Here is a 15211-nt window from a genome sequence, read left to right as displayed (position 1 = left end):
AAGTGGAAGTGACGCAGATGAGCTGGCCGAAACAACCGGGGCTATGCTAAGGGAATCCACCTGTTCCACTACCGAACGCAGAAGTTAAGCCCGCATACGCCAAAAGTATTTGCGACGGCCACGGATGGCCTAGTGCCAAGCGCGCAATGGATGGCAAAGTGCTCGGTACTAGGCTTGGGAGGATAGGGAGTTGCCAGTTTAGAAAACAGCACTCACTTGTGAGTGTTGTTTTTACTAGGGCCTTCGAATTATTTTATTGGAAAAATATTGTAAGATTATTGTGTTTTGTGTACAATAGATAATGAAGTATCTGTATATGACCATTTAATTGAATATTTAGCTGAAAATACTGCGATAAAGGGGAGAATCAGATGTCTAACACGAATGCACTCGAGGCCTTTATTCAAGTAGCACCCTATTTACCTCAACTCGTTAGTGGGAAAATAGGTGTAGTTGTTAGTGATAGGACAAAATGGTTAGTTTCATATTCCATTCCAGAAATAGCTTCACAAGTAGTTGTTGGCGAAACTATTAAATCAGGTTCAGCTGTTTATAAAGCCATGCAGGCAAAACAGCGTGTTGTTGTTGAAGTAGCTAAGGAAGTGTATGGTATTCCTTATATCGCAATCAGTATGCCAATTACGGATGAACAACAACATATTATTGGTGCTGTGGCAATTCATGAATCATTGGAAAGAAAAGAAATATTAGTTCACGCATCTAATCAATTGTCGAACTCTGCTACTGGATTATTTGCTTCGATTCAATCCATCCTAGAGCAGGCTGAACAGCTATCAAATTCAAGTAGCTCATTAAAAACCCTTTCTGCTAATGCCACGCAACAGGTAAGCACGACGGATCATATTCTTACAGTTATACAAAATATTGCCAATCAAACTAACTTACTTGGACTAAATGCAGCGATTGAAGCCGCTAGAGTCGGTGAGATGGGAAGAGGATTTAGTGTTGTTGCTGAAGAAGTACGGAAATTAGCTGTAAGTAGTGCCGGCTCGGCTGGTGAAATAAATAAAATTTTGTCCAGTTTAACTCAGTCTATTCAGCAGATTAGCGGAGAAATGGAACAAGTTGATACAATTAGTACGAGCCAAGCGGCTGCGATTCAAAAGCTAACTGTTCACAGTCAAGAATTATCGGCTCTTTCCGAACAGCTTAGTTCTTTAACCGCTCATTTATATGATGAAAATAAACGCGGCTGAATTCGCATTAGTAAGACACTAACGTGCAAAATATAATTTATATGATAAAATAAACTTATATTTTATTATTTGAGGGGGAATTGAATGTATTTTAATGCACGCTCATTAACGATTGATACGTCTAAACATGCTCAGGAAGCATTGAGCCAGATTGGTTGTCAAGCACAGGGCCTTAAAATTATGGTGCCGAAAAGTATATTTAAAGTTATAAAGCTTGAAGGTCTTTTAGCAAAAGAAGCTAATTTATTAAAACAAACTTTTTTGGCTAAGGGTGGAGAAGTGGCCATTGCCAAAGGTTGCGCTGATTTAAGTATTATGAAATCGGATGTCCTCGTTTGTGCAACACTTAAGCAGTATCAAGCCGCTTTAATTCAACTGAAAAATCAACCTTGGGGACTTCCGGCTATTGCTAGTGAAATAGAAAAAGTCTTACAGGGAACAATAAATGATGTTTCGCGTTCTTATTCTTTTTCGACATGTCAATTACGGCTTCAGCCTTATCATACGTCAATTATGGGCATCTTAAATATAACACCTGATTCTTTTTCGGATGGTGGAAAGTTTAATCACCTTGAAGCAGCGTTGGCTCATATGAGGCAGCTTGTTGGAGATGGAGCGGATATTATTGATCTGGGGGCTGAATCAACTCGGCCATACGGTTCTAGTCTGGTATCTGCTGAAGAAGAAACGCAGCGGTTGCTGCCAGTATTGAAAGAAGTTGTAAAGCAGTGTCCTGTACCTATTTCAATTGATACATATAAAGCCAGTGTTGCTGAAGAGGCCCTTCAGGCAGGTGCTCATATTCTCAATGATATCTGGGGCCTTCAAGGTGACCCGCATATGGCAGAAGTTGCTGCAACGTATCATGTACCTATTGTGATTATGCATAATAGTCATTCCCATGATTATAAAGCAGATATTATGGGAGAAATTATCCGCTTTTTACATAATAGTATTGAAATAGGTCTCAAGGCTGGCATGGATTTTAGTCAATTTATTGTTGATCCTGGTATTGGCTTTGCGAAAATACCTGCACAAAATTTGGTGATTATGTCTCGATTAGACGAATTAAAAGCACTGGGGTGTCCAATTTTACTTGGTACATCACGCAAGCGTTTTATTGGGGAAGTACTCAATGTACCTGTAGAGGACCGAGTAGAAGGAACGGGTGCTACTGTTGCGGTGGGCATTATGAAAGGAGCCCAAATTGTACGGGTTCATGATGTAAAACCAATAGCACGAATTGCCAAAATGACAGATTATATGATGAGGAGAGATAATAATGCGTGATAAAATTACCTTAAGTAATATGATGTTTTATGGTTTTCATGGTGTTTACGAATATGAACGTGAGCAAGGACAAAAATTTTACTTAGATGTTGATATTTTTACGGATTTACAAAAAGCCGGTAATTCTGACTTAGTTAAGGATACGATTGATTATACAACGGTCTATGGACGGGTTAAAGAACTTGTTGAAAATCATCGGTTTAGTCTATTAGAGGCGCTCGGTGCCCATATTGGTGATTCTATTTTGCAGTTGACTAATGTTAGTGATGTAACTGTTCGCATTCGTAAACCAGCTGTGCCTATGCGAGGACAAATTGATTGTGTTGAAGTACAGATTACACGGAGTAACAAGAAGTGATTTATTTGGGTCTAGGTTCTAATATGGGAGATCGTGCTTTTTATATTAGACAAGCCCTGATTTTACTTGAATCAAAGCAAGTTCACATTGAAAAAATTTCTTCATTTTATGAAACAGCGCCAGTTGGGGTTACGGATCAACGGGATTTTTTGAATATTGTTGCGGCAGTATCGACTTCTTATGGTCCGTTAAATCTTCTTGAAATTTGTTTAGGTATTGAGCAAGCGTTGGGGCGAGTCCGGACGAGAAAATGGGGGCCACGGACAGTTGATATTGATATCTTACTTTATCATGAGGAAGCCATCCAACAAGAACGGCTTATTATTCCTCACCCGTATTTGCATGAGCGACGATTTGTACTTGCACCATTAGCTGAAATTGCTGGTGATACTCCCATCGTACAAGGATATTCGGCAACGCAATTATTAAACAAATTGGTCGATGATTCCATTGTTCGACGGCTTTCGGTTGTGGCTAAAATCATGTTTATGACAGTTCCCATTGGGGCTGGGCATATGCGGGCGGCTCAAGCTGTTGAACAGGCAGTGAATGAACTTGCTAAGAAAGAAAATAGTTGTATTACAACTGTTCAGTATAATTTGTTTGACTTTTTGCCACAAAAGCTTACGAATAAGGTACTATCTATCTATTTGGCCATGTTATCATGGTGCCCCAGTGTTTATGGTGGTTTGTATGAGTGGGGAAATGAAAGTGCTTTGGCGCTATTGGGTCGTAATTTATTTAACCGTTTTATAGCTTGGAGAATGCGCCGCGCCGTTCTTGATTTTCGACCTGATATGATTGTTTGTAGTCATGCAAGTGCTGCGGGAGTTGCCTCCCAGTTGATTCGCAAAAAAGTATATCAAGTTCCAATTGTGGCAGTTGTCACTGATTTTGTTGTACATCGTTTCTGGATTTATTCGGAAGTAACACATTATTTTGTTGCACTTGAGAAATTAAAGCAGTATCTTGTTGATCATGCTATTCAAACAGAGCAGATTAGTGTTACAGGGATTCCAATTGATTTAAGTTTTGAAAATCCGATGGATCGCAATATTTTACAACAAAAAATTAAGCTGAATCCAGCAGTGTTTACCGTCCTTATTATGGGAGGGGGGCAGGGCGCTTTTCCGCTTGTAAAGCTGGTTCAGCTTATTGACAGCCTGGATTTTCCCGTGCAAATCATTGTTGTTGCGGGAAACAATACGGCAGCTTTTGAACAATTAAATCAGTTAAAGCTGAAGGTTCAGCATCAATTGACTGTATATGGTTTTGTGAATATAGTTCATGAATTAATGGCTGTTGCTGATCTATTGATTACGAAACCAGGTGGTCTGACAACGGCGGAAGCACTTGCTGCGCAATTGCCTTTATTGATTTATCATCCCATTCCGGGACAGGAGCAAGCAAATACACAGCATTTACTTGATGAGGGCGCAGCAATGCTAGCCGAAAATTTAACAGAGTTAAAACAATGTTTAGTTCGTTTTGAAAAACATTTTAGTAGGCCGAAAAAGGTACAACAGCAAAAGGGTGGGCAAAATCATGCTGCCAGACAAATTGCTACGAAAATTTTGCAGTTATTAAATAAATTTTCGAAATAACTTGACCTTTTTTGAAAAACGCGGTTATAATAATGGCTAAGTTGCATAATCATGGTAATTTGTCAGCAACTTCTTATATCTTATTTCATTTTGAATAGGTTGAATGATATAGGAGGAAAAGAAATGGATAATTATTATGTTGCAGCTTTACAAAGTGTTTCAGGCATTGGCAGTGCTAAAATAGCGGCAATGATTGATTATTTTGGTAGCGCCCAACAGGCCTGGCAGGCCCAGAAGGGCGATTTATTTTTATGTAAAATTTTAGATGGTGTTACATGTAATAATCTTGTTGTTTGGCGGGAACAGCTAAACGTAGAGAAATTACGGGCTGATTGGGATCATAAGAAAATTCATTTGTGTAGTAAACGGGATCAAGCATATCCTGCTTTATTGAAAAATATTTATGAGGCCCCTTTTTTACTCTATTATCGAGGTTCTTTGCCAACACATAACTCTTTAATGGCATTAGTGGGTGCCCGTCGTGCTAGTGCCTATGGTAAAAATGTTGCACACATGCTTGCAGCGCAATTAGCTGAAGTTGGGTATTGGGTAGTAAGTGGTGCTGCAAGAGGTATTGATACAGCTTCTCATGTTGGGGCACTCACGCGTGGCGCAACAATTGCTGTTTTAGGTTGTGGTGTGGATATTTGCTATCCACGTGAAAATGAAAAATTATTGCGGCAAATTAGCGAGCAAGGTGCTGTCGTATCAGAGTATATGCCTGGCACGCAACCGCATCCAGGTTTTTTTCCCGCTCGTAATCGCATTATTAGTGGCATGTCGCGAGGTGTTGTTGTGATTGAAGCTGCTGAACGAAGCGGAGCGCTCATTACAGCGGATCGTGCGCTGGAAGAAGGACGGGATGTCTATGCAGTTCCGGGTAGTATTTTTTCTAAAACCAGCTTTGGTACGCATCGATTGATTCAACAGGGGGCAAAACTTGTTCAAGGGCTCAAGGATATTTTACAGGAATATGAACTCGTCCCCAGTCATAGGGAGAAACAGGAACAACTTGATGCAGATGAACAGCAAATTTATCAGCTTTTAAGTTATGAGACACCTGTTATGTTGGAGGAATTGGCAATAAAAACAAGCTTAACTTTATCATCGATTACATATATCATATTGCAGTTAGAACTGCGAGGATTAGTGGTACAGCATGGCAGTCAAAGTTATGTTCGTACCGCTAAGGAGGGTATTGAGTGAAAGTACTGGTTGTAGTTGAATCACCAGCTAAAGCAAAAACGATTGAGAAATTTTTAGGCAGAAATTATACTGTACGCGCTTCGATGGGGCATCTGCGGGATTTACCCAAAAGCCAATTTGGCGTTGATATTGAACAAAACTTTGCGCCTAAGTATATTAACATTCGCGGCAAGGGTGATTTGATTAAAGCATTAAAAGAAGCTGCCAAAAATGCCGATAAAGTTTATCTCGCTACTGACCCTGATCGCGAAGGAGAGGCTATTGCCTGGCATTTGGCCTATTTATTAAACATTCCCGTTGAAAGTGCTTGTCGGATTGAATTTCACGAAATTACGAAAACTGCTATTCAAACAGCAATTAAACATCCGCGACCAATTAATTTTCCCCAAGTCGATGCGCAGCAAACACGTCGTATTCTTGATCGCATCGTGGGTTATAAATTGAGTCCCTTATTGTGGCGTAAAATTCGTAAAGGCTTAAGCGCGGGCCGTGTACAATCGGTAGCAGTCCGCATTATTTGTGACAGAGAAAAAGAAATTCTTGATTTTGTGACAGAAGAATATTGGACGATTGCAGCGAAGCTTCGTGATCATCCAAAAGGAAGTTTGTTTGAGGCAGCTCTTAACATGATTGACGGGAAAAAACCAGCCATTTCTGATGAAGTGCAGGCGAAGAAACTGACAGACGACCTTAGAAATTTATCCTACGTAGTTAAGGATGTAAAAAAGAAAGAGAGACGCCGTAATCCTGCGCCGCCTTTTACAACAAGCAGCTTACAACAAGAAGCTGCCAAAAAGCTTGGTTTTACTTCACGTAAGACCATGATGGTTGCACAACAGCTTTATGAAGGCCTTGAAATTGGCTCAGCTGGTCATGTCGGTCTCATTACCTACATGCGTACTGATTCTACGCGTATTGCTGATTCAGCACAGCAGGAAGCACGTGATTTTGTTTTAGAGCATTATGATGAAACCTATCTTCCGGCGAAAGCTCCTGTGTATGCCATGAAAAAAAGTGCCCAAGACGCCCATGAAGCGGTTCGTCCCACAGGCATTATACATACACCAGAGGCGGTGGAAAAATATTTATCACGTGATCAGTTGAAGCTGTATAAATTAATTTGGGCACGTTTTGTTGCCAGTCAAATGGTTGCGGCTGTGTATGATACCTTAACCGTTGATATTACAGCTGGTAAATTTGGCTTACGAGCGACAGGATCGCAGTTAAAGTTTGCTGGTTATTTGGCTGTATATACAGAAAGCAAAGAAGACGGTAAGGAAAAAGATAGCGATAAAGATGTTATTTTGCCTGAGCTTACAATTGGACAGAATCTGTCACTAGATAAGATTTTGCCGAAACAGCATTTTACTGAACCACCTCCGCGTTATACTGAGGCTTCGCTGGTCAAAATGCTTGAAGAGAAGGGGATTGGCAGGCCAAGTACTTACGCACCTATTATTGAAACCATTTTGGCACGCGGTTATGTTGAGCGCGTTGAAAAAAAATTTCAGCCCACTGAATTAGGTTTTGTTGTTCTTGATTTGCTTAAAGAGTATTTTGATTCCATCATTGACATTCCATTTACGGCGAGTTTAGAAGATCAATTGGATAGTATTGCTGAAGGAGAGGCTGCTAAAAATGATGTTTTGAGTGAATTTTATCAGCCCTTTGCTGGGAAATTAGCTTATGCAGATGAACAAATTGGGCATGTAGAGCTTCCTGTTGAGGTATCAGATATACCCTGCGAAAAATGTGGCCGTATGATGGTTGTAAAACAGGGGCGCTATGGTAAATTTCTTGCTTGCCCGGGCTTCCCTGAATGCCGGAATACGAAAGCTATTGTTAAGGAGACCGGTGTGGAGTGTCCTTTATGTGGTGGTAAAATCGTTGAACGCAAGACAAAACGGGGTAAAGTATTTTATGGCTGTCAGAACTATCCAACCTGCGATTTTATGACGTGGGATCAGCCGCTGAATGAAAAGTGTCCAACTTGCGGTGCCCTTATGGTGCGCCACCAGTTTAAAAAAGGTTTTGTTGTACAGTGTTCGAGTGATACTTGTCCAACTCGCCAACATGAAAAAAAGTCGGATGCAAAAGAAGCGGCGACAGATAAGAAGAAGGATAGCAAGAAGACAGCAAAGGCCGAGACGAAACCGAAGTCAATCAAAAAAACAGCAAAAAAGAAAGCAGCAGCGAAAAAACGTGTGACAAAAGAAACAGCAGTAAAAATTGCTGAAGAGTCTGTTCGTGATGTGGAGCGAGGTGAACAAGGTGACTAAGGTAACCATTATTGGAGCTGGACTTGCAGGAAGCGAAGCTGCCTGGCAGATTGCTGAGCAAGGTATAGATGTTGAATTAATTGAAATGCGTCCTCAGTCGATGGGTCCTGCCCATCACACAGGATTATTTGCCGAACTCGTGTGTAGTAACTCCTTAAGGGGGGCGGGGCTGGAAAATGCCGTGGGATTGCTCAAAGAAGAAATGCGACGCAAAAATTCACTTATTATAAAAGCGGCGGATGCCACACAAGTCCCCGCTGGCGGCGCATTGGCTGTTGACAGGGAATCTTTTAGTCAAATGATTACCGATACGCTGGCTCATCATCCCCATGTGACTGTTACACATCGCGAAGTCACGACGTTGCCTGATGCGCGTCCCTTAATTGTTGCTTCAGGTCCTTTGACTTCACCCGCTCTGGGTGAGTCATTGAAACAGCTGACTAGTGAAGAGTATTTTTATTTTTATGATGCAGCAGCGCCTATTGTAACAGGGGATTCGTTAAATGTTGATATTATTTTTCGCGCCTCCCGCTACGGCAAGGGTGATGATGACTATTTGAACTGCCCCATGAATAAAGATGAATATGAGTCTTTTTGGCAGGCTCTGACGAATGCCGAAACAGCCCAAGTAAAACAGTTTGAAAAAGCTATTTTTTTTGAGGGATGTATGCCTGTTGAAGTAATGGCTGGCCGAGGCATTGATACTCTACGGTTTGGTCCCATGAAACCAGTGGGTCTTGTCGATCCGCGTACAGGTGAGCAGCCTCATGCCGTGATTCAGTTGCGGCAAGATAATAAAGAAGCAACGTTATTTAATATTGTTGGCTTTCAAACACATTTGAAATGGCCGGAGCAGAAACGAGTTTTCTCGATGATTCCGGGGTTAGAGCAAGCGGAGTTTGTGCGGTATGGTGTAATGCATCGGAATACATTTATTAATTCTCCTAAACTGCTTAAGCCAACCATGCAGATGCGTGGTCAGGAGGGATTGTTTTTTGCAGGACAGATGACAGGTGTAGAAGGTTATGTGGAATCAGCGGCAAGTGGACTTATTGCAGGCATCAATGCTGTACGACTGGTGCGCGGTCAAAAGCTCCTAGTGTTTCCCCAGGAAACAGCGCATGGTGCCTTAAGTCATTATATTACAACATCAGAAGCCAAACATTTTCAGCCTATGAATGTAAACTTTGGCCTTTTTCCGACATTGGGGCAACGGATCAGAGATAAAAAAACGAAAAATCAACTGATTGCCAAACGGGCCCTAGAAGCGCTTCAAGCGAATTGTTAAATTTGTGTAGAAAAGTATGACAATATATTGCGCTATTTTTACAATTGTGCTAGTATATATTGAAAGAACTTCGCTTTCATGCATTCGACAAAAGATGATATTTTTTGTTAGAAGCGAGCAAGGCCATCTGGACTTGCTTTTCTGATGTTAAGCTTGGGTTTATTTTGAGGGAGGTGTGCCTATGTTTCATGCAACAACGATTGTTGCTGTTCGCCATAATGGCAAGATTGCTATTGCGGGAGACGGTCAAGTTACTTTTGGTGGAAATACGATCATGAAACATCATGCAAAAAAAGTACGCCGTCTTTATCATGGTAAGGTCGTGGCTGGTTTTGCCGGTTCTGTTGCTGATGCCTTTACTTTGTTTACAAAGTTTGAAATAAAACTGGAAGAATTTAATGGCAATATGATGCGTGCCGCTGTGGAGCTTGCGAAGGATTGGCGAACAGATCGTATTTTACGTAAGCTTGAAGCATTGCTTATTGTGGCTGATACTGAACACATGCTGATTATTTCGGGCAATGGTGAAGTGATTGAGCCTGATGATGGTGTTACAGCCATTGGTTCTGGTGGTCCTTATGCTTTGGCTGCAGCGCGTGCACTTGTTAGTAATACGGATCTTATGGCATCCGATATTGCTCAAAAGGCGATTGCCATAGCTGCAGATATTTGCATCTATACAAATCACCAGATTACCATAGAGGAGTTATAAAGTTAGGGAGGGATGGCATTGACAGAACTGACGCCCAAACAGATTGTCGCTGAGCTTGATAAATATATCGTTGGGCAACGAGCTGCGAAAAGGTCAGTGGCAATTGCGCTCCGAAATCGCTGGCGGAGCCAGCAGTTACCAGAAGAATTAAAAGATGAAATTATTCCGAAAAACATCTTAATGATTGGTCCGACTGGTGTGGGTAAAACTGAGATTGCCAGAAGACTGGCCCGCTTAGTTAAAGCGCCTTTTATCAAGGTTGAAGCGACCAAATTTACTGAAGTTGGTTATGTCGGTCGTGATGTGGAATCAATGGTTCGCGATCTTGTGGAAACAGCGATTCGTATGGTAAAGCAAGCTAAAATAGCGGAAGTCAATGATAAAGCGCTCATTTTAGCCAATGAACGTATTCTTGATATTTTTTGTCCATCTAATAAAAAGGAGACAACAAAAAATCCTTTTGAAATGCTTTTTTCTTCCAATGTGCAGCAGCCTAAAGAGCCTGAGGTAGAGTCCATTCCCCCTATAGAGGATCAGCGCCGAATATGGCGTGAACGTTTGGCTAAAGGTGACCTTGAAGAGGAATTAGTCGAAATTACTGTTGAAGATTCCGGGCAACCTGTTATGGGTATGTTTGCTGGCACAGGTATTGAAGAGATGGGCATGAATATTCAAGATATGCTAGGAAATTTAATGCCGAAAAAGCAAAAAAAACGGAAAGTCACTGTAGCCAATGCCCGCAAAGTTTTTGTACAGGAAGAAGCACAAAAGCTGATTGATATGGATGAAGTGATTGCCGATGCTTTGGCTATAGCTGAGAACTCTGGAATTATTTTTTTGGATGAGATTGATAAGATTGCCGGTCGTAATCATTCTTCTGGTCCAGACGTATCGCGTGAAGGTGTACAACGGGATATTCTCCCAATTGTAGAAGGTTCGACTGTTGTGACGAAATATGGTGCAGTGAAAACCGATCATATGTTGTTTATTGCCGCAGGTGCCTTTCATACTTCTAAGCCTTCAGAATTAATTCCAGAACTACAAGGAAGATTTCCCATTCGTGTCGAATTAACTAATTTGAATAAAGAGGATTTTGTCCAGATTCTAACGGAACCTGCAAATGCTCTTATCAAGCAATATCAGAGTTTGCTTAAGGCCGAAGGGATTACTATAGAATTTGCTGACGAAGCCATTGATGAATTAGCTGAATTTGCTTGTCAAGTTAATGGTCAGACAGAAAATATTGGTGCCCGTCGTCTTCATACGATTATGGAAAAGTTGTTAGAAGATCTGTCCTTTGAAGCACCTGAGTTGGCTGTTCAGGTTGTTAAGATTGATCGCACGTATGTTCAGTCCAAATTGACTCATATTGTTGAAAATCAAGATTTAACACAGTTTATTTTATAAATAAACAAAAGCTTATTCATGAACATTAATATTGAAAGGTAGGAATTAAAAATGTTAACACTATTAGAACGAACTCGCAAAATTAATAAGTTACTGCAGAAGTCAGAGAAGGTTGCTTACAAAGAGATGTCAAATGTCTTGTCAACCGTTATGAGTTGTAATGTGTACATTGTTAGTAAAGAAGGTAATGTTTTAGGCTACGCGTTACTGGATAATTTTGAATGTGAAATCATGAAGGATCGAGTATTAAATTTGGGTGTCTTCCCTGAACGCTATGTGGAGTGGTTGCAACGAATCGCTGAAACATCGCCCAATATTCGTTTGGAAAGTGGTTTGTGTGCATTTGCGGATGAAACTGAATGCTTTTTCCATGGAAAAGTAACGACGATTGTTCCTATTCATGGTGGTGGAGATCGTTTGGGTACGTTAATTGTTGCTAAATTTGATCAAGATTTTACTGATGAAGACTTGATCCTTTCCGAGTATGGCGGAACCGTTGTGGGCATGGAAATTTTGCGTGACTTAAGTGAAAAAAATGAAGAGGAAGCGCGTAAAAAAGCAACCGTTCAAGTAGCCATTGGTACATTGTCTTATTCAGAGCTTGAAGCGATATTGCATATTTTAGGGGAGCTTCAGGGTAATGAAGGTTTGCTTGTAGCAAGTAAAATTGCTGATCGTGTTGGTATTACTCGTTCCCTCATTGTCAATGCCTTAAGGAAGTTTGAGAGCGCTGGCGTGATTGAGTCAAAGTCGCTTGGTATGAAGGGGACGTATATTAAGGTATTAAATGATCGTTTGCTTGATGAGCTTAAAAAACTTAGAAAGTAATCTTTATTAAAATTGTTAAGACAATAAACGTTAGTTAAAAAAACAGCTAATATTAACATAAAACAAGGTGAAACCATTCAACTTGAGCGGTGGTTACCTTGTTTTTTTGTCGCTTTTTGTCAACTTTAAAGTCTTATATCTAATCAAAAAGTCCCTACTTTGCCAATTTACAATAAGTTTATAAAATTTAAAAGGAATTTGCAAAATTTATGTAGAATTCTAGGACAAAGTAAAGGATAACATAAAAATTATGTTCAATAGGAGGGGTACTGTGCTAGATTCCATTTTGTCTTCGGCACCTGCTAATATTTTAGAAAAAGCACTATCATCTTCTGCGTTACGACAACAAGTAATTAGTAATAATATAGCCAATGTCAATACGCCTGGTTTTAAAAGAAGCACAGTCTCTTTTGAGGACAAACTTCAGCAGGCAATGAATCAGACTCAATTGCCTCTCGTTCGGACTCATCAAAATCACTTGGCTGCGGAAAAATTTGAGGGTAGTATGGAGCCTTCTGTTGTCGTGGATAATACAACTTCCATGCGTGTAGATGGAAACAATGTAGACATTGATAAGGAAATGGCAAGTTTAGCGAAAAATAGTATTTATTATTCAGCGGTGGCACAACAAATGAATAAATATTACGGAATATTGAAATCAGCAATTAGAGAAGGGAAGTAAAAGCATGGCGATGTTTGGTGCAATTGATTCGGCAGCTTCGGGACTTACGGCTGAAAGGCTTCGAATGGATGTTATTTCTAACAATATTGCAAATGCAAATACAACAAGAACAGTGGAAGGCGGTCCCTATCGGCGTGAATTGGTTGTTTTTGAGCCACGTTCTGCTGAAAACAGTTTTGCTAATGTTTTGTCTAGCCAAATGGGGCAAGGACAAGAACAGGGAGTACGTGTGACAGGTATTACGAAAGACACTTCTCCTTTGCGTAGAGTTTATGATCCTAGCCATCCAGATGCCGATGCCACTGGTTATGTGGCAATGCCGAACGTGAACGTAGTAACTGAAATGGTTGATATGATTACAGCCAGCCGTTCTTATGAAGCCAATGTGACTGTCATTAATTCGGCAAAGGCTATGGCAGCAAAGGCTTTAGATATTGGCAAATAGGAGGAAGAATAAATGTCAGTTGATGTAATTAGCTCGGCAGCAGTTAAGCCAGTAGCTGCTCAATCTATGAAGGCACCTTCTTCGAGTAAGTCTGAGACAGGTGTTACATTTGGACAACTTCTGTCAAATGCTTTGGGTGATGTGAATAAGTTACAACTTGATGCCAATCAGGCTTCAGTTAATCTTGCTACAGGAAAAGTTCAGGATATTTCGGAAGCCGTAATTGCTACTGAAAAAGCTTCTATGGCATTACAGTTAACAATGCAGGTTCGCAATAAAGTGATTGATGCTTATCAAGAAATTATGCGGATGCAAGTTTAATATTTTCTCGGAGTGGAAAGGTTGGAGACGATGGCTGAATTGAAGGAACAGTCTCTGCGCTTGTGGCACAGTATCGGTAAGAAAGAAAAGTACATTATTATTGGATCTGCGGTGCTCGTTTTTGCTATCATTTTAACATGGAGCTTTTGGTGGGGCAGCAGGCCGGATAATGTACCTTTGTTTACTGGTCTCGATGTGAAGGATGCAGGCGAGGTGGCGGCAAAGTTAAAAGAAGCAAAGATTCCTTATGAGATTGGCAATAATGGAACATCTATTATGGTTTCCTCGAAGGATGTTTATAAGATCCGTCTTGACTTGGCTGCGCAAGGTTTGCCACGTGGGAATAAGGGATTTGAAATTTTTGACCAAAATAAATTTGGTACAACAGAATTTCAAAATAAAATCTACTATTTGCAGGCAATTCAAGGTGAATTAACAAAAACAATTGAACAGATGGCTGAAGTTGAAAAAGCACGTGTACATATTGTGTTACCAGAAGATAGTTTGTACAAGAAAAATGAGAAGCCGGCAACAGCATCAATTATGCTGAAATTAAGGCCGTCGGCGCAATTAAATCCTGGTCAAGTAAAAGGAATTGTCAATTTAGTTTCACACAGTATTCAGGGCTTAAAACCGGAAAATATTACGATTTTAGACGATAACGCTCATGTGTTAAATGATCCTTCAGATGATGGAAATTCTAATGGAATTTCTTTATCTCAGTTGGATATGACAAAAAAAGTTCAAGATGATTTACAAAAAAATCTGCAGTCGATGTTAGAACAAGTTCTTGGTGCAGGAAAAGTGGCGTCAAGGGTGAATGTAGAACTGAACTTCGATCAGCGTACAGTCGATAAAAATACGTTTGAACCTGTTGTGGATGATAAAGGCATTGTTCGCAGCTCTCAAGATACCAACGAGACCTATAGTGGAACATCGGGCCAGCCGGGTGGAATTCCTGGTACGGCAAGTAATGTTCCCGGCTATGTAGCGACTAACAATAATAATAGTCAATCAAATTATGCGAAAAAAGAAGCCGTTCGTAACTATGAAATTAATGAGACAAAGGAAAAAACCGTGGCAGCGCCTGGTTCCATTAAGCGACTGACTGTCGCTGTGCTTGTTGATGGAACTGTCACGAATGTTCAGCAAGATAGTATTATGCGAATTGTTGCCTCGGCAACTGGATTGAATCCGCAGCGTGGTGATGTCATTTCTGTTGAAAATGTTCCCTTTAATACGGAACTATCCGATAAAAAAAGGCAAGAAGAAGCCGATCTTGCCGCGCAACAACGTAATATGTGGATATTAGGGGCTGCGATAGTATTAGCAGTTGGCGCGGGAATATTCTTCTGGTTACGGGCAAGGGCGCGTCGTCGTCAAGCTGAACAAGAATTAGAAGCACTTGAAATGGAATCAACAGCTACTTTAGCTGGAGATGAACCGGAGGAACGAGAGCTTACAAAAGAAGAAATGACTCGCCAGAAAGAACGCGAAGCCATAGAAAAATTTGCAAAATCTCAGCCGGAAGATGTTGCTCAGCTTTTAAAAACTTGGCTAATTGATGAATAACG

At 40.6% G+C, this 15211-nt stretch carries 14 protein-coding genes; all 14 read left to right on the top strand.

The annotated features are described in order from the left end of the window. Positions 1–371: 371 nt before the first annotated feature. The 14 genes from Ga0466249_RS27245 to fliF all read left to right on the top strand — a co-directional run bounded on the left by Ga0466249_RS27245 (position 372) and on the right by fliF (position 15209). Entirely contained in the window at positions 372–1217 is an 846-nt protein-coding gene (locus tag Ga0466249_RS27245; protein ID WP_215830337.1) for a methyl-accepting chemotaxis protein, read from the top strand. A gap of 84 nt (positions 1218–1301) precedes the next feature. Then, positions 1302–2507, top strand: a complete 1206-nt coding sequence (gene folP / locus Ga0466249_RS15300; RefSeq protein ID WP_215830336.1) for a dihydropteroate synthase — start codon at positions 1302–1304, stop codon at positions 2505–2507. Then, the gene (gene folB / locus Ga0466249_RS15295; protein WP_215830335.1) at positions 2500–2865 is read left to right on the top strand and encodes a dihydroneopterin aldolase; all 366 of its coding nucleotides are present in this window, start codon (positions 2500–2502) and stop codon (positions 2863–2865) included. Before folP ends, folB begins: the two co-directional genes overlap by 8 nt. Continuing rightward, positions 2862–4469: a 2-amino-4-hydroxy-6-hydroxymethyldihydropteridine diphosphokinase gene (gene folK / locus Ga0466249_RS15290; protein WP_215830334.1), complete on the top strand. Its 1608-nt coding sequence runs from the start codon at positions 2862–2864 to the stop codon at positions 4467–4469. Before folB ends, folK begins: the two co-directional genes overlap by 4 nt. A 123-nt stretch (positions 4470–4592) precedes the next feature. Beyond that, positions 4593–5675 (top strand): DNA-processing protein DprA, encoded by a 1083-nt coding sequence (gene dprA / locus Ga0466249_RS15285; RefSeq protein ID WP_215830333.1) that lies wholly within the window; start codon positions 4593–4595, stop codon positions 5673–5675. Further along, on the top strand, positions 5672–7954 hold the full coding sequence (gene topA / locus Ga0466249_RS15280; RefSeq protein ID WP_312889782.1) for a type I DNA topoisomerase: 2283 nt from the start codon (positions 5672–5674) through the stop codon (positions 7952–7954). Before dprA ends, topA begins: the two co-directional genes overlap by 4 nt. Beyond that, on the top strand, positions 7947–9242 hold the full coding sequence (gene trmFO, locus Ga0466249_RS15275; RefSeq protein ID WP_215830332.1) for a methylenetetrahydrofolate--tRNA-(uracil(54)-C(5))-methyltransferase (FADH(2)-oxidizing) TrmFO: 1296 nt from the start codon (positions 7947–7949) through the stop codon (positions 9240–9242). The genes topA and trmFO overlap by 8 nt, the downstream gene beginning before the upstream one ends. 181 nt (positions 9243–9423) lie before the next feature. Continuing rightward, a complete protein-coding gene (hslV, locus tag Ga0466249_RS15270) occupies positions 9424–9954 on the top strand; it encodes an ATP-dependent protease subunit HslV (RefSeq protein ID WP_246588761.1) in 531 nt (176 codons plus the stop codon). 18 nt (positions 9955–9972) lie between these two features. Next, positions 9973–11361 carry an ATP-dependent protease ATPase subunit HslU gene (gene hslU / locus Ga0466249_RS15265; protein ID WP_512699363.1) on the top strand — a complete coding sequence of 463 codons (1389 nt, stop codon included), beginning with the start codon at positions 9973–9975 and terminating at the stop codon, positions 11359–11361. 51 nt (positions 11362–11412) lie between these two features. Next, positions 11413–12189, top strand: a complete 777-nt coding sequence (codY, locus tag Ga0466249_RS15260) for a GTP-sensing pleiotropic transcriptional regulator CodY (RefSeq protein ID WP_215830329.1) — start codon at positions 11413–11415, stop codon at positions 12187–12189. A 271-nt stretch (positions 12190–12460) separates the two neighbouring features. Then, positions 12461–12871, top strand: a complete 411-nt coding sequence (gene flgB / locus Ga0466249_RS15255) for a flagellar basal body rod protein FlgB (protein ID WP_215830328.1) — start codon at positions 12461–12463, stop codon at positions 12869–12871. A gap of 4 nt (positions 12872–12875) precedes the next feature. Next, positions 12876–13316, top strand: coding sequence for a flagellar basal body rod protein FlgC (gene flgC / locus Ga0466249_RS15250; RefSeq protein ID WP_215830327.1), 441 nt, complete (start codon positions 12876–12878; stop codon positions 13314–13316). A 66-nt stretch (positions 13317–13382) separates the two neighbouring features. Further along, positions 13383–13637, top strand: a complete 255-nt coding sequence (gene fliE, locus Ga0466249_RS15245; protein WP_312889785.1) for a flagellar hook-basal body complex protein FliE — start codon at positions 13383–13385, stop codon at positions 13635–13637. Between the two features lie 30 nt (positions 13638–13667). Then, positions 13668–15209 carry a flagellar basal-body MS-ring/collar protein FliF gene (gene fliF, locus Ga0466249_RS15240; protein ID WP_215830325.1) on the top strand — a complete coding sequence of 514 codons (1542 nt, stop codon included), beginning with the start codon at positions 13668–13670 and terminating at the stop codon, positions 15207–15209. Positions 15210–15211: the final 2 nt, after the last annotated feature.

The organism is Pelorhabdus rhamnosifermentans (assembly GCF_018835585.1).
Lineage (GTDB): Bacteria > Bacillota > Negativicutes > UMGS1260 > UMGS1260 > Pelorhabdus > Pelorhabdus rhamnosifermentans.
Note: the sequence above shows the minus strand (reverse complement) of the source record. Positions and strands in the feature narration are given on the sequence as shown.